We start from the raw sequence: 20,815 nt of genomic DNA, 5'->3' as shown, positions 1-20,815 counted from the left end.
TCCCTGGAATTATTTTCGTTTTCGCGCATTGAGCGAATCAACAAAAGCCATCGCTAAACCCACGGCTAACCCGGCGATGTGTGCTCCGTTCGCCATCGACATCCCAAACAAATCAAACCATCCGGCGACAATCCAGATCAGCGCAAAGATAATTAACCCACGTTGCAGGTAAATGCCACTTTGCGGATCGCGTTCGCCACGTAGCCAGACGTAGCCCATCAGCGCATACACCACGCCAGAAAGCCCGCCAAACCACGGCCCGCTGAATTTTTGCTGCACATAGCCGCTTAACAGGGCGCTAATGAGAGTAATGACAATTAGCTTACCGCTACCGAGGCGTTTTTCCACCGCACCGCCGAGATACCACCACCAGAGCAGGTTAAAGAGGATATGCATCAGCGAGAAGTGCATTAACGCGTGGGTGAAGTAACGCCAGAACTCAAATTTCAGTGTTGGATCGAATGGCCAGGCCAGCCATAACATCACTTCCTGATCGCCGAGAATTTGCATGGCAATAAACACCACCACGCAGGCGATCATCATCACCCAGGTGACCGGACCTGCGCGTTCACGCAAGGCGGCAAAGAAAGGATAACGGCGATAATGCAGGCCACTGCCGGTATGGCCCGCCTGCCAGCTGGCCGCCAGATAACGCGGATCTGCCGGGTTTTCGAGAAAACGCGCCAGCTCCGCCCGCACGCGCTCGGCCTGGGACTCATCCGCCAGCCAGACATCGCTTTGGTTATGTTGTTGAATCGTGAGGATAACACCCTGCGTCGCCATGTAATCAACAAACGCCTGCGCCACGCGGGGGTTAGCAAAAGAGGTAATCATCAACATCGTTGCTGTCGCTTATTCCACACAAAAGGGGACAGTATAAAGCGTTACGCGCCGTACGCCACCTCTGCGGGAAACTGACGCTGCCAGGCTTCAAAGCCGCCGTCAATGCTATAGACCACATCGTAGCCCTGTTGCAGCAGATACTGCGCCGCGCCTTTGCTGCTATTGCCGTGATAACACATCACCATCACCGGAGTGTCAAAGTCGTTATCACGCATAAACGCGCCAAGCGTGTCGTTAGTTAAATGGAAAGCCTGCACCGCATGCCCCATTGCGAAACTCTGTGGATCGCGAATATCGACCAGCACCGCCTCTTTTTCCTGCAACTTCTGGTGCGCGTCGGCAACGTTAATACATTCGAACTGATCCATGCGTCTCTCTTTCTTTACAAACAAGTGGGCAAATTTACCGCACAGTTTACGTCGAAGCGGCAGATAAACGCCATAATGTTATACATATCACTCTAAAATGTTTTTTCAATGTTACCCAAAGCGCGATTCTTTGCTAATATGTTCGATAACGAACATTTATGAGCTTTAACGAAAGTGAATGAGGGCAGCATGGAAACCAAAGATCTGATTGTGATAGGTGGCGGCATCAATGGTGCTGGTATCGCGGCAGACGCCGCTGGACGCGGTTTATCCGTGCTGATGCTGGAGGCGCAGGATCTCGCTTGTGCGACCTCTTCCGCCAGTTCAAAACTCATTCACGGTGGCCTGCGCTACCTTGAGCACTATGAATTCCGCCTGGTCAGCGAGGCGCTGGCTGAACGTGAAGTGCTACTGAAAATGGCCCCGCATATCGCCTTCCCGATGCGTTTTCGCCTGCCGCATCGTCCGCATCTGCGCCCGGCGTGGATGATTCGGATTGGTCTGTTTATGTACGATCATCTGGGTAAACGCACCAGCCTGCCGGGATCTACCGGTTTGCGTTTTGGCGCAAACTCAGTGTTAAAACCGGAAATTAAGCGCGGATTCGAATATTCCGACTGTTGGGTAGACGACGCCCGTCTGGTACTCGCCAACGCCCAGATGGTGGTGCGTAAAGGCGGCGAAGTGCTTACTCGTACTCGTGCTACTTCTGCTCGCCGCGAAAACGGCCTGTGGATTGTGGAAGCGGAAGATATCGATACCGGCAAAAAATATACCTGGCAGACGCGCGGCCTGGTTAATGCTACCGGCCCGTGGGTGAAACAGTTCTTCGACAACGGGATGCATCTGCCTTCGCCTTATGGCATTCGCCTGATCAAAGGCAGCCATATTGTCGTGCCGCGCGTGCATACCCAGAAGCAAGCCTACATTCTGCAAAACGAAGATAAACGTATTGTCTTTGTGATCCCGTGGATGGATGAGTTTTCCATCATCGGCACCACCGATGTGGAATACAAAGGCGATCCAAAAGCAGTGAAGATTGAAGAGAGTGAAATCAATTACCTGCTGAAAGTGTATAACACGCACTTTAAAAAGCAGTTAAGCCGTGACGATATCGTCTGGACCTACTCCGGTGTGCGCCCGCTTTGTGATGATGAGTCCGACTCGCCGCAGGCTATTACCCGTGATTACACCCTTGATATCCATGACGAAAACGGCAAAGCACCGCTGCTGTCGGTATTCGGCGGTAAGCTGACCACCTACCGCAAACTGGCGGAACATGCGCTGGAAAAACTGACGCCGTATTATCAGGGTATTGGCCCGGCGTGGACGAAAGAGAGCGTGCTGCCGGGTGGTGCCATTGAAGGCGACCGCGACGATTATGCCGCCCGCCTGCGCCGCCGTTACCCGTTCCTGACCGAATCGCTGGCGCGTCATTACGCACGCACTTACGGCAGCAACAGCGAGCTGCTGCTCGGCAATGCGGGGACGGTAAGCGATCTCGGGGAAGATTTCGGTCATGAGTTCTACGAAGCGGAGCTGAAATACCTGGTGGATCACGAATGGGTCCGCCGCGCCGACGATGCCCTGTGGCGTCGCACAAAACAAGGAATGTGGCTGAATGCGGATCAACAATCTCGTGTGAGTCAGTGGCTGGTGGAGTATACGCAGCAGAAGTTGTCGCTGGCGTCGTAAGGATGATGCCCGGTTGAAGTGCAACCGGGCTATTTGGATTCCTTAGACTATTTATTGTAAATAATTGAATAACGGCCCCTGAGCTAAAATCGCCAAACTTAAGCACGTTACCCACTCACCCCATTTCTGCCTCTGGCTTCTATTTTTGCTACGCCAATGGCAATAATATCCCAATGCAAAACCAACCTGTGCACTAATCGGGCCGACAAAATCAGTCCACGGCTGCGGCCAAAAAGGGGAAAAATTCAGGGGAAGCCAGACAAACGTCAGAAAGAAATTTCGGATATTTTCCAGCAACGCTGATTTCTCTGGAGAAATATAAAGAATGAAATTCGAGAGAATTAACCAGAAATAGACCGGAGAAAAGACCAGCCAGCAATGCAGTCTGTTTTTTAATTCAGGAGGCGTTCTGCGGGAGAATTGCCAACCGATGCCCCACATTACACTGAAAAAAAATGCATATTCAACCATTAACTCAAGTTGTAATTCCTGAAGAGAAATACGCACAACCAGGAGCGGAAAGGAGAATGTTATTCCTGCCAGAAAAGTTAACGTGAATATAAGTACGGCTAAGACAATAACCGTCGGCCATACCAATACTGGCACGATAACAAAACCGAGAATTACAGGGGGAATATAAAGCCGGAATTTAATCATTTTTATTTTCCTGGTGATTCGGATGATGCGTCATACATCGCGCATAAACACTCATCAATCATCCAGTCGTCTTCCCAGATCTGATACTGTGTGCCCTGTTCGGGCTGCTTAAGCGGGTTCTCAATCGCCTGCCGCGCGCGTTCTTTCAGGATGGATTGATTGTTGAAGGCCCAGGCATTGATTTGGGCAGTAATGGCTTTATCGTCATCATCCTGCTCAAAACGACTATTCTGAATATTCTCTTCCCTGTTATGCCACAGCAAACATGCCATCGATACTGTGGGTTGGTAACCGGGTACAGAGATGACGGCATCAAGCAATGACGAAAGAGCGATATCGGCACGGGAAAACATTTCCAGCATATACTGTAATTCGACAGCCTCATCGCCAGATACCCAATCAGCCATATACTGGCAGGCAAATCGCTGCAATATTGCCCGTTCATCCTCACGCCAGTTTTCTTTACTGGCAAGGTTGATACGCCGTAGAGAAAATACTTCGTGAATATTGTCAAATTGCCTCTGCGCAACAAACTCCAGTAAACGAGGAAGAAAATAACGAACCTCATCGCTGTTTTGCGGATCGGGTCCTGGACTACTATTCCAGGCATTGATTAAGGAATACGGGATCGCTCGTAACGATGTATTCCGTAATGCCTTTTGTTCCTGCTGACTCAGGCAATATTCACAACAAACCACAAATTGCTGCGGCACCGGATAACGACGAAAAATATGATAAACCTGCTCAATTAATGCCTGCATGGCGGGGCTGGGTTGCATAATTACCCCCTCTTCCGCTGGTCGCGTGTAAACGGTTGATAAACAAAACGAGCATTCGCCGCATTCAGGCGAATAATGGAACTACGAGAGAGGGAAAAGCTGGGCCGAATGCAATAATTACAATCCCGACAGCTTTCCTCTGTGCAATTTTCCACTGAGTAATGACGCGCGTAGAGTTTCAGTTCAGCCTGCTTATCCCGAAAACCGCGTAAGCTGTTATCGGTATGGAATTTCCATGCTTCTTTAAACACCTGAAAGATATAAACATCCTCAATCCAGTAGTCACATTTTTTAAGCGGGCGCTTTGCTATGATCACCCGCTCATCCGGGTTGAGCATTGCCGTAAAATGAACGGTGAAGTCATTTGTCGTATTCAGGTCACATTGAACATCTGGTACATCACTGATATAGGGGTCAAATCCAAAATCAGCACCACAGGCACAAAGACGACCGATCGTGGCGGTATCGAGGGAAAATCCCGGCCATACATTGCTGGAGGTTAAGCCAATATTTAATGTGACATTATATCGAAGCAATCCCTCAAGACCGTCAGCACCGACGAATTTTTCCCCTTCATCCAGGACCTGATTAATGAGTTGCTGGACAATGCCTTCATCCCAGTATGCCGATTTGCAGTTGGCAATCGTAATATCCACGCCTGTGAAAGGATCAGTACCAGCGAGGCTTGCAAATAATGTATTAACTAATTCCATTTTTATTACCCGCCTTAATGCAACGTTTTATACATCGGCACATAACCCACGTCTTCTACCAAACTCTGCCCCTGCGGCGTTAAAAACCATTCAACCAGTTTTTGTGTTTCTGACGTCATATTTTCCCGCGTTACCATAAAGGCATCGACGATATAGGGATATTTGCCATTGCGAATGTTTTCCGCAGTCGGTGCAATACCGTTAATCGCTAACAATTTGATATTCGTATCGGCATTCATTTGTGTTGCGTAATAGCGGAAGGTATAACCTATTGCGTTGTTTGTATTACGGTATTCGGCAACGACTTTAATCATTCCCTCCATCACACTTGCCACTTCGGTTTCCTGCGGCGAGATCATACGGACATTTTTCATGACCTGTAATTGCATCACCGTCTGACTGCCTGAGTCTTCCGGGCGTTGCCAGGTCTGGATCTCCTGATCGTTACCGCCAACAGTAAGCCAGTTGGTAATAGCGCCACTAAAGATGTCACGCACTTGTTGCTCTGTCAGGGAATTGACTGGATTATCAGCATTGACGATAAAAACAAATGCTTCGCGGGCAAAGGGGGCGTATATCAAAGTGACGCCCGGCACCCAGCATGGCAATAACCGCTGCCAAAAATTGCGCCAGTATGGGAATACCGAAAAAAGTCATTACCAGCGAGGTCAAAATCCATTTTCTGTTTTGCATCATTCTGTCCATTCTTTCTGAATGGCGAAATTATACTCCTCCAGTATCCTCGCCCCCGCTGGACACTTTTCCGAAATAAAGGCGAAAAAAAACGGGACCTTTTGGCCCCGTTCTATTTTTGGCGAAATTACAATCTCACCGGATCAATATGCCAGATAAGATCGGCGTACTCTTTGATAGTCCGGTCAGAAGAGAAATAGCCCATATTTGCGATGTTCAGCATCGCTTTGGCTGTCCACTCTTCTGGACGCTCGTACAGTTCGTCAACTTTATCCTGACAATCGACATAGCTGCGATAATCCGCCAGCACCTGGTAGTGATCGCCAAAGTTGATCAGCGAATCAACCAGATCGCGGTAGCGACCCGGCTCTTCCGGACTAAACACACCGCTGCCGATTTGCGTCAGCACCTGATGCAGCTCTTCATCTTTCTCGTAGTATTCACGCGGTTTGTAGCCCTGACGACGCAGCTCTTCCACTTCTTCCGCAGTGTTACCAAAGATAAAGATATTGTCCGCACCGACATGATCCAGCATCTCGACATTCGCACCGTCCAGCGTACCGATAGTCAGTGCGCCGTTAAGTGCAAACTTCATGTTGCTGGTGCCGGAGGCTTCCGTACCCGCCAGCGATATTTGTTCGGAAAGATCGGCTGCCGGAATGATCAGCTGCGCCAGGCTGACGCTGTAGTTCGGGATAAACACCACTTTCAGCTTATCGCCAATCTGTGGATCGTTGTTGATCACTTTCGCTACGTCATTGATCAAATGGATAATGTGCTTCGCCATGTAATAGGCCGAAGCCGCCTTACCGCCAAAGATATTCACTCGTGGAACCCACTTCGCATCTGGATCGGCCTTGATGCGGTTATAGCGGGTGATCACGTGCAACACATTCATCAATTGACGTTTGTATTCGTGAATACGTTTGATTTGCACATCAAACAGCGCCTTCGGATTCACCACCACATTCAATTGTTGGGCGATGTACTCCGCCAGACGCTTTTTGTTCTCCAGTTTCGCCTGATGAACAGCATGATTGACCATCGGAAAATCACAATGCTGTTGCAACTCGTTTAATTGACTCAGATCGGTACGCCAGTTACGACCGAGGTGTTGATCCAGCACGCCTGAAAGCGACGGATTCGCCACCGCCAGCCAGCGACGCGGGGTCACACCGTTGGTAACGTTGGTGAAACGTCCAGGGAAGATCTTCGCAAAGTCAGCAAACAGCGATTGCACCATCAGATTAGAGTGCAACTCCGATACGCCGTTAACTTTGTGGCTGACCACAACAGCCAGCCAGGCCATGCGCACACGACGCCCATTCGATTCATCAATGATCGACGCCCGTCCCAGCAGGTCGGTATCGTTCGGATACTGCTCCTGCAAGGTTTTCAGGAAATAGTCGTTGATTTCAAAGATAATCTGCAAATGGCGCGGCAGAATTTTACCCAGCATATCGACCGGCCAGGTTTCCAGCGCCTCGCTCATCAGCGTGTGGTTGGTGTAGGAGAAGACCTCGCAGCACACTTCAAAAGCGTCGTCCCAGCTAAATTTGTGCTCATCGATCAGCAGACGCATCAGCTCAGGAATCGACAGCACCGGATGGGTGTCGTTGAGGTGAATCGCGATTTTATCCGCCAGATTATCGTAGGTTTTATGCAACTGATAATGGCGACTTAAAATGTCCTGAATGGTCGAAGATACCAGGAAGTATTCCTGACGCAAACGCAGTTCACGTCCGGAATAGGTGGAGTCATCCGGGTACAGCACGCGGGATACGTTCTCAGAGTGGTTTTTATCTTCCACTGCCGCGAAGTAGTCACCCTGGTTAAATTTACCAAGATTAATTTCGCTACTGGCTTGTGCACTCCACAGACGCAAAGTGTTGGTCGCGTCAGTATCATAACCTGGGATGATTTGGTCGTAAGCCACGGCCAGAATTTCTTCGGTTTCAATCCAGCGCGTTTTCTTACCTTCTTGCTGAATACGTCCGCCAAAACGCACTTTGTAGCGCGTATTGTGGCGTTTAAATTCCCACGGATTGCCGTACTCCAGCCAGTAGTCCGGAGACTCTTTCTGACTGCCGTTAACGATGTTCTGTTTGAACATACCGTAGTCATAACGGATGCCGTAACCACGCCCTGGCAATCCTAAAGTCGCCAGCGAATCCAGGAAGCAGGCCGCCAGACGCCCCAGGCCACCATTACCGAGACCTGGGTCATTTTCTTCATCAATCAACTCTTCGAGATTTAATCCCATCGACTCCAGCGCACCCTGGACATCGTCATAAATACCTAACGACAGCATGGCGTTGGAGAGAGTACGGCCAATCAAAAATTCCATCGACAGGTAGTAAACCTGGCGAGTTTCTTGCGACAGCTGAGCACGATTCGAGCGTAACCAGCGCTCCACGAGACGATCGCGCACAGCAAATAACGTTGCGTTCAGCCATTCATGTTTATTGGCGACGACCGGATCCTTTCCAATCGTAAACATCAGCTTGTAAGCGATAGAGTGCTTAAGAGCTTCTACGCTTAGCGTGGGCGATGAATATGTAAACGGAGCATTCATATAGGCGTTTCCTGAAAACTATTTCAAGCGATAGTAAAGCTCACGGTACGACTTCGCCGCGACCTGCCAGCTAAAATCCATTGCCATAGCCTGACGTTGCACAAACCGCCACAGTGAAGGGCGAGACCACAGAACAAAAGCGCGTCGAATAGCCCGTAACAGCGACCAGGCATTACTATCTTCAAAGACAAACCCACTGGCGACGCCATCTGCAAGGTTCTCAAGAGAACAGTCAGAAACCGTATCAGCAAGCCCACCGGTACGCCGCACCAGCGGCAGCGTGCCGTACTTCAATCCATAAAGTTGCGTTAAGCCGCACGGTTCAAAACGACTGGGAACCAGAATGACGTCCGCGCCGCCCATAATGCGATGCGAAAATGCTTCGTGATAACCAATCTGTACACCAACCTTGCCGGGATGCTCCGCCGCTGCAGCAAGAAAACCTTCCTGCAATACCGGATCGCCCGCACCGAGCAGTGCCAGTTGTCCGCCCTGTTCCAGAAGACCCGGTAAGGCTTCCAGCACCAAATCCAGTCCTTTCTGGCTGGTCAGACGGCTCACCACTGCAAAAAGCGGCACTTTATCGTCAACCTTAAGCCCCATTGCGATTTGCAACTGGCGCTTATTCTCCGCTTTATCCTCCAATGAATCGCGGGTGTAACGCGAGGCTAAAAGTAAGTCCGTCTCTGGACTCCATATTTTCTCGTCCACGCCGTTCAGTACGCCGGAAAGTCGCCCTTCACGATGACGCTGCTGGAGTAAACCTTCCATACCGTAGGCAAACTGTGGTTCAGTAATCTCACGAGCGTAGGTCGGACTAACCGCTGTAATGTGATCGGCGTAATACAATCCGGCCTTCAGGAAAGAGATTTGCCCGTTGAATTCCAGCCCGTGAACATTAAAGAATGACCATGGCAATTGGATGTCATTCATGTGATGTGCATAAAACATGCCTTGATAGGCCAGGTTGTGCACAGTAAACACCGACTTCGCCGGACGCCCGTGTGCCGCCAGATACGCAGGCGCAAGACCCGCATGCCAGTCGTGCGCGTGCACAACATCGGGGCGCCAGAATGGGTCAAGGCCGCTTGCCATCTCCGCTCCAACCCACCCGAGCAGTGCAAAACGCAATACGTTGTCGGTGTAAGCAAATAAGTTGGTATCGTGATACGGGCTTCCGGGACGATCGTAGAGATGCGGTGCATCAATCAGGTAAATGCCAACCCCGTTGTAATGCCCAAACAGCAGCGTGAAATGTCCGGCGAAGGTATCGCGGCGAGATACCACCTTCGCATCGGTCACGCCACGGCGAATATCGGGAAATGCAGGCAACAGTACGCGAGCGTCAACGCCGTCTGCGATTTGTGCTGCGGGTAATGCCCCAATAACATCAGCCAGACCGCCGGTTTTAAGCAGCGGGAACATCTCTGAACATACATGTAAAACCTGCATTATCGCTCCTGTTTATACCCTAACTTCCGTAGCATTTCGCGCGTAACCAGCACAATGCCTTCTTCTGAACGATAGAAACGACGTGCATCCTCTTCTGCATCCTCACCAATCACCATTCCTTCCGGAATGACACAAGCGCGGTCAATGACGCAGCGACGCAGACGGCACGAGCGACCTACCCATACTTCCGGCAGCAATACGGCGGAATCAATGTTGCAGAATGAATTCACGCGAACGCGTGAGAACAGAACGGACTGCACCACCACCGAACCAGAGATCACACAACCGCCGGAAACCAGTGAGTTAAGGGTCATCCCATGGCTACCGGAGCGATCCTGAACGAATTTCGCTGGCGGCAATGATTCATTGTAGGTGCGAATCGGCCAGTTGCGATCGTACATATCCAGTTCCGGCACGACAGAAGCCAGATCCAGGTTCGCTTTCCAGTAAGCCTCCAGTGTCCCAACATCACGCCAGTACGGCTCGGCGTCCGGGTCGGACTGTACACAAGAGAGCGGGAATGGATGCGCATAGGCGAGGCCTGCTTCGGTAATTTTTGGAATCAAATCCTTACCAAAGTCGTGGCTGGAGTTTTCATCACGATCGTCTTCTTCCAGCAATTCATACAGGTACTCTGCATCAAAGACGTAGATCCCCATACTCGCTAAAGATTTGCTCGGATCGTTTGGCATTGACGGCGGGTTAGCCGGTTTTTCAACAAATTCGATAATTTTATCGTTTCCATCAACCGCCATAACGCCAAATGCAGAGGCTTCTTCAATCGGTACAGGCATACAAGCAACGGTGCAACGTGCGCCTTTTTCGACGTGGTCGATAAGCATACGCGAGTAGTCTTGCTTGTAGATATGGTCACCCGCCAGGATCACTACGTACTCCGCTTTATAACGGCGAATAATGTCGAGGTTTTGGGTAACGGCATCTGCCGTACCGCGATACCAGTTCTCCCCTTTCATTCTCTGCTGCGCTGGCAGCAGATCGACAAACTCGTTCATTTCTTCATTGAAGAACGACCAGCCGCGCTGAATATGCTGTACCAGAGTGTGAGACTGGTACTGGGTGATCACGCCCATACGACGGATCCCGGAGTTGATACAGTTGGACAGTGCAAAGTCGATAATACGGAACTTGCCGCCGAAGTGTACGGCAGGCTTTGCTCGTTTATTGGTTAAATCCTTCAGGCGAGTACCGCGTCCCCCCGCCAGAATCAGGGCAACAGACTTCAATGGCAGCTGGCGCGCCAACATTAAGTGATCGTTCTTCTCTAAACTAATCATGACTAACTCCTTTTTTATCATCTCTGGAACACACACAGTCCGTGTGCAGGTCCCGGCCAGACAGCCGTAATCACTGGGTTATCCTCTCCAGCGAATGGGGGAATGGCACGCCACTCCCCAGCAGGTAAAACAATCTCTGTTACCTCAAGCGTGGCGTTTATTGCGATCAAGAAACGATCCGAAAGCAAAATTTGCAGCTGCTTTGGCCCGTTCTGCCACTCATCCGAGCTTAAAGATTGAGCATATCGATTCAGCCAACGGACATTGCCGTCGCCTTCTTCCCACCAGCGATCCTCTGCCAAAGCAGGAATGCGCTTGCGCAGATGGATTAACGCGGCGGTAAACGCGGTTAAGCCACTGCTTGCTTGCGACCAGTCCAACCACGTTAGTTGGTTATCCTGACAGTAAGCATTGTTATTGCCATGCTGGCTGTGACCGTGTTCGTCACCGGCCAGTAACATCGGCGTACCCTGGGAGAGCAACAACGTTGTTAACAGGGCGTGAATGCTGTCGCGCCGCCGTTCAACCAGATCAAGAGTACCGCCTAACCCTTCTTTACCATGATTGTTACTGTAATTGTTGTTGGTTCCGTCGCGATTTTCTTCTCCGTTTGCTTCATTGTGTTTATGGTTAAAACAAACGCAGTCGCGAAGCGTAAAACCGTCATGCGCCGTGACCAGATTAATCGCAGCACTCGGCAGACGGCCATTACGTTTAAAAACATCACTGGAAGCGGCAAAGCGTCCGGCAAACTCCCCCAGCGACAGGTTATAGTGCAGCCAGAAGCGCCGGGCAGCATCGCGGAAATGATCGTTCCACTCGGCAAACAGCGGCGGGAAATTCCCCACCTGATAGCCACCGGGCGCGATATCCCACGGTTCGGCAATCAGCTTCACTTGCGAAAGTACCGGGCAATTCTGAATAGCCGTAAACAGAGGCGCATCCTGACGAAACTCCGGCGTTCGCCCCATGACTGTAGCGAGATCGAAGCGGAAGCCATCAACATGACAAGTTTCCACCCAATAGCGTAGACAGGCGCTGGCGTACTCCACCACAGCTGGATGGCTCAAATTGAGCGTATTGCCGCAACCGGTCCAGTTGTGATAATCGCCGTCTTCTCTTATCCAATAATAGCTACGGTTATCGATCCCGCGCAGGGAGAATAACGGGCCGTCGAGATCCAGTTCCGCACTGTGGTTGAGAACGATGTCGAGAATGACCTCAATGCCCGCTTTGTGCAGGGCTTTGACTGCATCGCGGAACTCATCCAACGCCGTGTCGGGCGAGCATGCATACGCCGGATGCAGTGCAAACAGCGCCACCGGGTTGTAACCCCAGTAGTTACTCAACCCCATTCGTTGCAAGCGCGGCTCACTGGCAAATTGCGCGATCGGCAGCAGTTCCAGTGCGGTAATGCCCAACTGTTTTAAATAGTTGATCATCACCGGATGCCCCAGGGCTTTATAGGTTCCACGGATCTCGACCGGGATCTCCGGGTGCAAGTAGGTTAAGCCTTTGACATGGGCTTCATAAATGATGGTACTGCCCCACGACGTACGCGGCGGGGCATCATCTTCCCAGTCATAGTGATCCACGACCACTACGCATTTCGGCGCAATAGCAGCGTTGTCGCGATAGTCAGGATCACTATGCCCGGCGTGCAGCAGCGGGTTATCTTTAAATTCCCCGACAATTTGCCGCGCGCAAGGATCAATCAACAACTTCGCCGGGTTAAAGCGATGCCCCATGGCGGGTTGCCATGGGCCATGAACGCGGTAACCATAACGCAAACCCGGGCGCGCATCCGGCAGATAACCGTGCCAGATGTCACCACTTCGTCCTGGCAAATCATACCGATGTTCGATGCCCTGAGCGTCAAACACACACAGCTCTACCCGTTCGGCATGAGCGGAGAAGAGCGTGAAGTTAACGCCCTGACCGTCGTAATGCGCGCCAAGAGGAGCGGGATTGCCAATGGCAAGTTGTGTCATTATCCCTCCCGAACCAGCCAGATAGTGGCCAGCGGCGGTAGCGTAAGGCTTAATGAATGCTGGCGACCGTGGCTGGCGATCTCATCACTGTGTACCGCGCCGCCATTACCGGTATTGCTACCGTGATAGTGCATGGAATCAGTATTGAGGATTTCACGCCATTTACCCGGCTGATTAATGCCAAAGCGATAATCATGGCGCGGCACCGGCGTAAAGTTACTGGCAACGATAATTTCATTACCCTCTTTATCACGGCGAACAAAAATCAGCACCGAACGTTCATGGTCATCCACCACCAGCCATTCAAAGCCATACGCGTCAAAATCCAGCTCGTGCAATGCCTTGTGATAGCGATAAGTGTGGTTCAGATCGCGCACCAGACGCTGGACACCGTGGTGCCAGTTGTCGCCGCCTTCCAGCAGGTGCCAGTCAAGGCTGGCGTCGTGGTTCCACTCGCGCCCCTGTGCAAATTCATTACCCATGAACAGCAGTTTTTTGCCCGGAAACGCCCACATCCAGGCATAGTAGGCTCGCAGATTGGCAAACTTCTGCCATGCATCGCCCGGCATTCTGTCGAGAATCGATTTTTTGCCGTGCACCACTTCGTCGTGCGACAACGGCAGGACGAAGTTTTCAGTGTAGTTGTAGAGCATCCCGAAGGTGAGTTTATCGTGATGGTATTGACGATAAACCGGGTCGAGCTTCATGTAGTCCAGGGTGTCGTGCATCCAGCCGAGGTTCCACTTGTACCAGAAGCCGAGGCCGCCGATATCCTGCGGACGAGAAACGCCAGGGAAATCGGTAGACTCCTCCGCCATTGTTACCGCGCCAGGAACTTGCTCACCGATAATACGGTTGGTATTGCGTAAAAATTCAATCGCTTCCAGATTCTCGCGCCCACCAAACTCGTTGGGGATCCACTCGCCCTCTTTACGGCTGTAGTCGCGATAAATCATCGAAGCCACCGCATCGACACGCAGCGCATCAATACCAAAACGTTCAATCCAGTACAGCGCGTTGCCGACGAGGAAATTACTGACTTCACGACGCCCATAGTTGTAAATCAGGGTATTCCAGTCCTGATGGTAGCCTTCACGGGGATCGCTGTGTTCATACAGATTTGTTCCGTCAAATTCGGCAAGCGCAAAGTCATCAGTCGGGAAGTGCCCCGGCACCCAGTCAAGAATGACGTTCAAACCGGCTGCATGTGCGGCATCAATGAAATAGCGGAAGTCATCGCGAGTACCAAAACGGCGAGTTGGCGCGTACAGACCCGTCGGTTGATAGCCCCAACTACCATCGAATGGATGTTCGTTAATTGGCAGCAGTTCGAGATGGGTAAAGCCCATCCATTTAGCGTAAGGCACCAGTTGATCAGCCAGCTCGCGGTAGCTTAACCAGAAGTTGTTGTCGGTGTGACGACGCCAGGAACCCAGGTGAACTTCATAGATAGAGATTGGCGCATCGAACTGATTCGCTTTTTTGCGCTCTTCGGTCTGCACGACCTTTTCAGGCAGTCCGCAAATAAGGGAAGCGGTTTCCGGACGCATCTGTGCTTCAAAGGCATAAGGATCAGACTTCAAACGCAGATTGCCATTGGCATCAATCATTTCGTATTTATAGAGCTGACCGTTATGCGCGCCAGGGATAAACAGTTCCCAGATGCCGCTCTCTTTACGCAGGCGCATCGGATGACGACGACCATCCCAGTAGTTGAATTGCCCAACAACTGAGACTCGGCGGGCATTGGGTGCCCAGACAGAAAAACGCGTGCCGGTAACGCCATCCATGGTATCTGCGTGTGCGCCTAAGGTTTCGTACGGGCGCAGGTGAGTACCTTCAGATAACAGCCAGGCATCCATTTCCTGGATTAAAGGGCCAAAACGGTAAGGGTCATCAATCAGATTCTGCTGACCATGCCAGACAACAGCCAACTGATAGCGGAAAAAATTCTTACGTCGTGGAATGACGCCGCTGAAGAATCCACGAGAGTCGAGACACTCCAGTTTAGCGACTTTGCGTCCGGTTTTTGGTTCAATCACCCACACATCGGTGGCGTCAGGTAAAAGGGCGCGGACTTCCAGTCCTGCTGTAGTTTTATGCATTCCCAGTACGGAAAATGGGTCTGCAAAATGGCCTGCAATTAGCGCGTTTATCACGTCTCTATCGATACGAACGGACATGCTTGTCTTCCTGTTTTATTGTGTCACCCCATCCAACTGATTTTTGACATCTGGTTGTGACATTTTTTTGACCTGAACGGCGCAGCACTCTGTGCATCCTCTCTGCGTCGTCCTCCCTTCAGGTAAGGCAGTGAATACTCATGTATTCTGCCACCCTTAAAGAATAGCCAATGCTCTATCTAACTCCCGGTAAATCATGAAACATCTGCGCTTACTCCTGTATTACGCACTAAAAGGGGCGGCATTGCGCCCCAGATTTAATGAATAAAGATTACGCCAGTTGACGAAGCATCCGGCGCAGCGGCTCCGCTGCGCCCCACAGCAACTGGTCACCTACGGTAAAGGCTGACAGAAATTCTGGTCCCATATTCAGCTTACGCAGGCGGCCTACCGGCGTGGTCAGCGTGCCAGTAACGGCTGCTGGGGTTAGCTCACGCATAGTGATTTCCCGATCGTTTGGTACGACTTTCGCCCACGGGTTGTGAGCCGCCAGCAGTTCTTCCACGGTCGGAATAGATACATCTTTTTTCAATTTGATGGTGAATGCCTGACTATGGCAGCGCAATGCCCCGACGCGCACGCATAAACCATCTACCGGAATCACAGAAGATGTGTTGAGGATCTTGTTGGTTTCCGCCTGCCCTTTCCATTCTTCGCGGCTCTGACCGTTATCAAGCTGTTTGTCGATCCACGGAATCAGGCTACCCGCCAGCGGAACACCAAAGTTATCCACCGGCAACTCGCCGCTGCGGGTTAAGGTCGTGACTTTGCGTTCAATATTGAGAATAGCAGAGGACGGGGTTGCGAGTTCATCCGCCACATGGCCATACAGTTGGCCCATCTGGGTTAACAACTCCCGCATATGTCGCGCACCACCGCCGGAAGCCGCCTGGTAGGTTGCAACGGAAACCCAATCAACAAGATCATTGGCGAATAAACCGCCTAACGACATCAACATCAGGCTTACGGTACAGTTACCGCCAACAAAAGTCCTGATGCCTTTATTTAATCCGTCAGTAATGACGTCCTGATTGACCGGGTCAAGGATGATGATGGCGTCGTCTTTCATGCGCAGAGACGATGCTGCGTCAATCCAGTAACCTTGCCACCCGTTCTCACGGAGCTTTGGATAGATTTCGTTGGTATAATCGCCGCCCTGACAGGTTACGATGATATCGAGGGCCTGCAGCGCCTCCAGATCAAAGGCATCCTGAAGTGTGCCGGTAGTACCGCCAAAGGACGGTGCAGCCTGACCAGGCTGGGAAGTCGAAAAGAAGACAGGGCGAATGGCGTCGAAGTCGCGCTCTTCAACCATGCGTTGCATGAGAACGGAGCCGACCATACCGCGCCAGCCGATAAAACCAACATTTTTCATAAGCGTTTTTTTCCTGCAAAGATGTGTGCTGTATATATGTGCCGGTGTCCTCGTGGCACATCTTTCACCATACAAAAAGCAGCCAAAGTCGCAAGTGAAATTAATCAATGATAGCGAAGCAATCAGTAATGCGACTTATCCTGCTTTCATAGCACGCAGAAAGTCCAACGCAATTATCAGGGAACTTGAGTTATGAATGAAATCATTTCTGCAGCAGTTTTATTGATCTTGATTATGGATCCGCTCGGAAACCTACCTATTTTTATGTCCGTACTGAAACATACTGAACCGAAAAGACGTCGGGCAATCATGGTGCGAGAGTTGCTTATTGCTCTCCTGGTGATGCTGGTGTTCCTGTTTGCGGGTGAGAAAATTCTGGCATTTCTTAGCCTACGGGCGGAAACCGTCTCCATTTCTGGCGGCATCATTCTGTTTCTGATCGCCATTAAGATGATTTTCCCCAGCGCCTCGGGAAACAGCAGCGGGCTTCCGGCTGGTGAAGAGCCGTTTATCGTGCCATTAGCCATTCCACTGGTCGCCGGGCCGACAATTCTCGCCACGCTGATGTTGCTGTCTCATCAGTACCCGAATCAGATGGGGCATCTGGTGATTGCCCTGCTGCTGGCCTGGGGCGGCACATTTGTCATCCTGCTACAGTCATCGCTGTTTTTACGTCTGCTGGGCGAGAAAGGGGTGAATGCGCTTGAACGCCTGATGGGATTGATTCTGGTGATGATGGCAACCCAGATGTTCCTCGACGGCGTTCGGATGTGGATGAAGGGGTAAGGTTCAAACAGGTGCTGCACACAACCTGACGCGGCACCTGTTTTATTACCTGAACTGATAATGACCTTCGCCCAATCGGATAACTCTTCCCTCTTCTTCTGCGCGATTCAGCCATACACTAGCTTGTTCGATGGTTAAACCAGTACAAGACGCCAGCCTTTCAATACTTATCGATTCCTTTGCAAGGATCGCCAGTTCCGCTACAAAGAGTTGATAAAAATCGACAGACGTATGCGCGGGCATTCCTGCGTAATTTGCGTCATCTTCATGCAGTGAAAACAGTTCTGGTTGAGCGTTACGGCGTACTCTGTCATACATCAGCCCAGGAACGTCTGGCAGTCTGATCGTCACATTTTCAGCCCGTTCAGCACTCCATGACGCCCCATTTTCTACTAATCGTGAATTGGCTGATTGCTCATCCTGATTTGGTTTAACCAGAACAGGCAGCCACTGATGTTTTAATGCCTCCATCGCCCCAGTTATCGTTCCACCGGTCATTCCCGCACGCACAACCATTGCGCTTTCAGCAAGGCAATAAATATATTTATTCCGCGCCATCGCATTGCCGACGGTGAAACGTACTTCTGGGTAAAACGGCGAAATCAACACCAGATTGCCTGCTATAAGCCCTTCACGCCATTTCACTAACGTGCTCGTTTTTAACAAGCTATCAGCTAATACGCCAACGGCCGTTCCCCCTGCCTCTAGTGCCGACGTCATTGCACATTCATCAATACCTCGCGCACCACCAGAGATAACGCAAATCCTCTGTTGAGCCAGTTTCGCTGCCAGTTGTTGGGTATAGCGCAAATCGGCAGTCGGAGCATCTCGTGAGCCAACAATCGCCATACCTTCCGCTTGCAGTAATGCTTTATTCCCGCAGCCAAATAAAACGGGAGGGGCATCCGTTCGCAATCGGTTTTTCAAGCGAACGGGATAATCGGCATCGCCTCGGGTTAAGATCCATAAACCAGCGCGTTGCCACTTATCTACCGCCAACGCCAGACTATGACCGCGCGCCAGCAAGCCAAGAATACGCTCCTGAGAAATACGCGGATCGCTCCAGCCTGTAAGTTTCTCTTGCGGTTGCGACACCAGAAGATCGGCGGGACTGATACGTTGGTGCTTCAGCCATAATGCAAACTTCCCCCATTCACTATTGCTAAGAGGTTTATGCTCACTCGCCGCCGCGCGAGAAAAATCGCTGGTTAGCAGGAGAGTCGCTTGTGCATTGGCTGAAAGATTCATCAATTTTTTACCGAGGTAGAAGCAAGGGCAAGAGGATAAACCGTCGGGCAACCTGCCTGGCGTAACAGTGCTGTCAGAACTGTCAGCGTCCATGCAGAATCCACGATATCGTCAACCAGCAACGCCGGACCTGGCATCAAAGGAGGGGTAATCACAAACGCCCCGTCGAGATTTTGACACTGGTGAAAACGGTTTTGCTGCATTTTCTGTGGTGGATTGTCCACGACTTTTCCAATGGCATCAATAAAAGGTAAGCCAAGTTTCGCCGCCAGTCGCCGGGCAAAATCAGGAACCAGGTCGAGGTGCCTTAATGAAGGAACGCAGCATACCCAGGTTGGTTCAGGATGCGGATTCCAGCGTTGGCGAACCATTTCCGCACATGCCTCCACCAGCTCATCACTGAAGCGCCCCATTTTTTTCTCCTGTGCGACCTGCTTTCCCCACCCGGAATCCCCCCAACGAGAAAGGATTCGCCCCGTAGATCCTTGTAAATCCGCAGGTAAGTTCCCTTTAAATCCGTATTGTGTAAAAGCCCCAGATGCCACCTGTTTATTGAGATTTAATGGCAGGTCAGCGTGTTTAATAAATAAATTTGCTGCATGGAGTAAGCCGCTATCAATGTCGGGCAACAACAACGGATGCTGAAGACAACTGCTACATTTACCACAACGTTCGGCACTTGGCTCATCGAGTGCGCGGCGCAGAAATTGCATTTTGCACTCCTTAGTCGTGATATAGCTTTCAACGTCTGCCAGTTCACTTTTTCTCTGATTCATCAAATGGTTAATTCTTTCATGGTCAGGAGAAAAACTGACGATAGTTCTGCGCCATAATTTCTCGGTATACACCACAGGCGATGGATTTTCAGCTACCAATAATTTCAGTGCTTTTTCTATTTGCCCATAACGGAGATTCGTCCGTTGTTCAATGCCTCGTAGAGTAAGACCGTCATTCTCGCTAAGTACGTTGAGTATTTCATGAATTTGTGCCTCCGCAGGAAAGGCGCTTTCACGGAAGAATTGATGAATAGCGCGGTCTTCGCCACCACAAAGCAATATGCCAACTGCGGAATCTATAGCACGCCCGGCACGCCCCACCTGTTGGTAGTAACCAACAATCGACCCCGGCATCTGATAATGAATGACGAAACCTAAATCAGGTTTATCAAACCCCATACCTAATGCCGTCGTCGCGACCAGCACTTTGATTTTATTTGCCAGCAGTGCCTGCTCCAGATATTCCCTGGCAGTATTAGAATCTTTCGCGCCTTCACAAGTCACGCCGCTGTAGTACGCAAATGCACTGATACCATTTTTCCTTAACCACTCGGCGACAAGTTCGGCATCGCGCGTAGTCAGGGTATAAACAATTCCCGATTTGGAAAACTGAGGGATAACCGTCGCTAACCATGCCAGACGGGATGACTGTTCACCTAAGACTAAGGCATCAAGCGCCAAACTTTCGCGAGCCAGCGTTCCACGCTGAATCACAATGTCACCCAATTGCTGACGGATATCCTCAACGACACGGTTATTCGCTGTCGCGGTTGTACCCAGAACAGGGGTATTCGCAGGCAACTGGCGCAAAATATCTAATATACGTCGGTAATCCGGGCGAAAATCGTGGCCCCAATCAGAGATGCAGTGCGCCTCGTCGACCACAAGCAAGCCAATACGATCGGCTATAGGATATAAAACCGTTTCGATAAAGTCCTGGTTTGCCAAACGTTCCGGGGAAACCAGCAAGCAATCGACCTCACCTTGCAGCAAATTATCGCTAATGCGCTGCCATTCTTCCCTGTTTGTAGAATTCAACGTTTCAGCCGTAATACCTAACCGTTCAGCGGCGGCAACCTGGTTACGCATCAGGGCAAGCAAAGGAGAGATGATAATTGTCGGGCCAGCGCCGCGATCGCGGAAGATTTTACTGGCGATGAAGTACACGGCGCTTTTCCCCCAGCCAGTGCGCTGTACAACCAGCAGTTTTCGCCGCTGATTAACCACCGCATCTATAGCTTCCCATTGCCCTTCCCTGAAGGTAGCGGTGGTGTTACTTAACATCCGCTGTAACAGCAATTCAGCTCCGTGTTTCTCCATCTTCTTCTCCTGCGTCCGTTAACGCAGTGATTAGAACGGATAATGAGCCAGTATTTTTGCGAGAGA

15 protein-coding genes and 1 pseudogene are annotated in these 20,815 nt (G+C 50.9%); 2 read left to right on the top strand and 14 right to left on the bottom strand.

Annotated elements, in window-relative coordinates:
- Nucleotides 1-9 precede the first annotated feature (9 nt).
- The gene (gene glpG, locus BEG40_RS10015; protein ID WP_000928723.1) at nt 10-840 is read right to left on the bottom strand and encodes a rhomboid family intramembrane serine protease GlpG; all 831 of its coding nucleotides are present in this window, start codon (nt 838-840) and stop codon (nt 10-12) included.
- Between the two features lie 44 nt (nt 841-884).
- Nucleotides 885-1,211, bottom strand: coding sequence for a thiosulfate sulfurtransferase GlpE (gene glpE / locus BEG40_RS10010; protein ID WP_000371928.1), 327 nt, complete (start codon nt 1,209-1,211; stop codon nt 885-887).
- Nucleotides 1,212-1,400: 189 nt separating this feature from the next.
- Between glpE and glpD the strand changes: the two genes are divergently transcribed.
- On the top strand, nt 1,401-2,906 hold the full coding sequence (gene glpD, locus BEG40_RS10005; protein ID WP_105285339.1) for a glycerol-3-phosphate dehydrogenase: 1,506 nt from the start codon (nt 1,401-1,403) through the stop codon (nt 2,904-2,906).
- A gap of 51 nt (nt 2,907-2,957) precedes the next feature.
- Here glpD and BEG40_RS10000 read toward each other — a convergent pair whose 3' ends face one another.
- The 10 genes and pseudogenes from BEG40_RS10000 to asd form a co-directional block, all read right to left on the bottom strand.
- Nucleotides 2,958-3,563, bottom strand: a complete 606-nt coding sequence (locus BEG40_RS10000) for a hypothetical protein (protein ID WP_105285338.1) — start codon at nt 3,561-3,563, stop codon at nt 2,958-2,960.
- Between the two features lie 2 nt (nt 3,564-3,565).
- On the bottom strand, nt 3,566-4,342 hold the full coding sequence (locus tag BEG40_RS09995) for a hypothetical protein (RefSeq protein ID WP_105285337.1): 777 nt from the start codon (nt 4,340-4,342) through the stop codon (nt 3,566-3,568).
- A 2-nt stretch (nt 4,343-4,344) separates the two neighbouring features.
- Nucleotides 4,345-5,055, bottom strand: a complete 711-nt coding sequence (locus tag BEG40_RS09990) for a YbbD family protein (RefSeq protein WP_105285336.1) — start codon at nt 5,053-5,055, stop codon at nt 4,345-4,347.
- A gap of 14 nt (nt 5,056-5,069) precedes the next feature.
- A pseudogene (locus BEG40_RS09985) lies at nt 5,070-5,645 on the bottom strand (PstS family phosphate ABC transporter substrate-binding protein); the annotation flags it as partial.
- Between the two features lie 230 nt (nt 5,646-5,875).
- On the bottom strand, nt 5,876-8,323 hold the full coding sequence (glgP, locus tag BEG40_RS09980) for a glycogen phosphorylase (protein ID WP_000993436.1): 2,448 nt from the start codon (nt 8,321-8,323) through the stop codon (nt 5,876-5,878).
- An 18-nt stretch (nt 8,324-8,341) separates the two neighbouring features.
- Nucleotides 8,342-9,775: a glycogen synthase GlgA gene (glgA, locus tag BEG40_RS09975; RefSeq protein ID WP_001197629.1), complete on the bottom strand. Its 1,434-nt coding sequence runs from the start codon at nt 9,773-9,775 to the stop codon at nt 8,342-8,344.
- Nucleotides 9,775-11,070, bottom strand: coding sequence for a glucose-1-phosphate adenylyltransferase (gene glgC, locus BEG40_RS09970; RefSeq protein ID WP_000624234.1), 1,296 nt, complete (start codon nt 11,068-11,070; stop codon nt 9,775-9,777). Before glgC ends, glgA begins: the two co-directional genes overlap by 1 nt.
- Nucleotides 11,071-11,087: 17 nt before the next feature.
- Nucleotides 11,088-13,061 (bottom strand): glycogen debranching protein GlgX, encoded by a 1,974-nt coding sequence (gene glgX / locus BEG40_RS09965; RefSeq protein WP_000192584.1) that lies wholly within the window; start codon nt 13,059-13,061, stop codon nt 11,088-11,090.
- Nucleotides 13,061-15,244, bottom strand: coding sequence for a 1,4-alpha-glucan branching enzyme (gene glgB / locus BEG40_RS09960; RefSeq protein ID WP_000116223.1), 2,184 nt, complete (start codon nt 15,242-15,244; stop codon nt 13,061-13,063). The genes glgX and glgB overlap by 1 nt, the downstream gene beginning before the upstream one ends.
- A gap of 271 nt (nt 15,245-15,515) precedes the next feature.
- Nucleotides 15,516-16,619, bottom strand: coding sequence for an aspartate-semialdehyde dehydrogenase (gene asd / locus BEG40_RS09955; protein ID WP_000799967.1), 1,104 nt, complete (start codon nt 16,617-16,619; stop codon nt 15,516-15,518).
- 192 nt (nt 16,620-16,811) lie between these two features.
- On the opposite strand from asd, the gene yhgN reads away from it, so the two are divergent.
- Nucleotides 16,812-17,405 (top strand): NAAT family transporter YhgN, encoded by a 594-nt coding sequence (gene yhgN / locus BEG40_RS09950; protein ID WP_001002547.1) that lies wholly within the window; start codon nt 16,812-16,814, stop codon nt 17,403-17,405.
- 45 nt (nt 17,406-17,450) lie between these two features.
- Here the strand turns inward: yhgN and BEG40_RS09945 are convergent, their stop codons facing one another.
- A complete protein-coding gene (locus BEG40_RS09945) occupies nt 17,451-18,746 on the bottom strand; it encodes a DNA-processing protein DprA (RefSeq protein ID WP_123058463.1) in 1,296 nt (431 codons plus the stop codon).
- Nucleotides 18,653-20,749: a RecQ family ATP-dependent DNA helicase gene (locus tag BEG40_RS09940; protein ID WP_105285333.1), complete on the bottom strand. Its 2,097-nt coding sequence runs from the start codon at nt 20,747-20,749 to the stop codon at nt 18,653-18,655. The genes BEG40_RS09945 and BEG40_RS09940 overlap by 94 nt, the downstream gene beginning before the upstream one ends.
- Between the last annotated feature and the right edge of the window lie 66 nt (nt 20,750-20,815).

This window comes from Escherichia sp. MOD1-EC5495, from assembly GCF_002965965.1.
In the GTDB taxonomy this organism is placed as follows: domain Bacteria; phylum Pseudomonadota; class Gammaproteobacteria; order Enterobacterales; family Enterobacteriaceae; genus Escherichia; species Escherichia ruysiae.
This window is presented reverse-complemented; position numbering and strand designations above follow the sequence as displayed.

Coding starts and splice junctions, on each gene's coding strand:
- glpD (WP_105285339.1), top strand. CDS start 1,401: ATGGAAACCAAAGATCTGATTGTGATAGGTGGCGGCATCAATGGTGCT.
- glgA (WP_001197629.1), bottom strand. CDS start 9,775: ATGCAGGTTTTACATGTATGTTCAGAGATGTTCCCGCTGCTTAAAACC.
- glgX (WP_000192584.1), bottom strand. CDS start 13,061: ATGACACAACTTGCCATTGGCAATCCCGCTCCTCTTGGCGCGCATTAC.
- glpE (WP_000371928.1), bottom strand. CDS start 1,211: ATGGATCAGTTCGAATGTATTAACGTTGCCGACGCGCACCAGAAGTTG.
- asd (WP_000799967.1), bottom strand. CDS start 16,619: ATGAAAAATGTTGGTTTTATCGGCTGGCGCGGTATGGTCGGCTCCGTT.
- glgP (WP_000993436.1), bottom strand. CDS start 8,323: ATGAATGCTCCGTTTACATATTCATCGCCCACGCTAAGCGTAGAAGCT.
- glpG (WP_000928723.1), bottom strand. CDS start 840: ATGTTGATGATTACCTCTTTTGCTAACCCCCGCGTGGCGCAGGCGTTT.
- BEG40_RS09940 (WP_105285333.1), bottom strand. CDS start 20,749: ATGGAGAAACACGGAGCTGAATTGCTGTTACAGCGGATGTTAAGTAAC.
- yhgN (WP_001002547.1), top strand. CDS start 16,812: ATGAATGAAATCATTTCTGCAGCAGTTTTATTGATCTTGATTATGGAT.
- BEG40_RS09995 (WP_105285337.1), bottom strand. CDS start 4,342: ATGCAACCCAGCCCCGCCATGCAGGCATTAATTGAGCAGGTTTATCAT.
- BEG40_RS10000 (WP_105285338.1), bottom strand. CDS start 3,563: ATGATTAAATTCCGGCTTTATATTCCCCCTGTAATTCTCGGTTTTGTT.
- glgB (WP_000116223.1), bottom strand. CDS start 15,244: ATGTCCGTTCGTATCGATAGAGACGTGATAAACGCGCTAATTGCAGGC.
- glgC (WP_000624234.1), bottom strand. CDS start 11,070: ATGATTAGTTTAGAGAAGAACGATCACTTAATGTTGGCGCGCCAGCTG.
- BEG40_RS09945 (WP_123058463.1), bottom strand. CDS start 18,746: ATGGACGCTGACAGTTCTGACAGCACTGTTACGCCAGGCAGGTTGCCC.
- BEG40_RS09990 (WP_105285336.1), bottom strand. CDS start 5,055: ATGGAATTAGTTAATACATTATTTGCAAGCCTCGCTGGTACTGATCCT.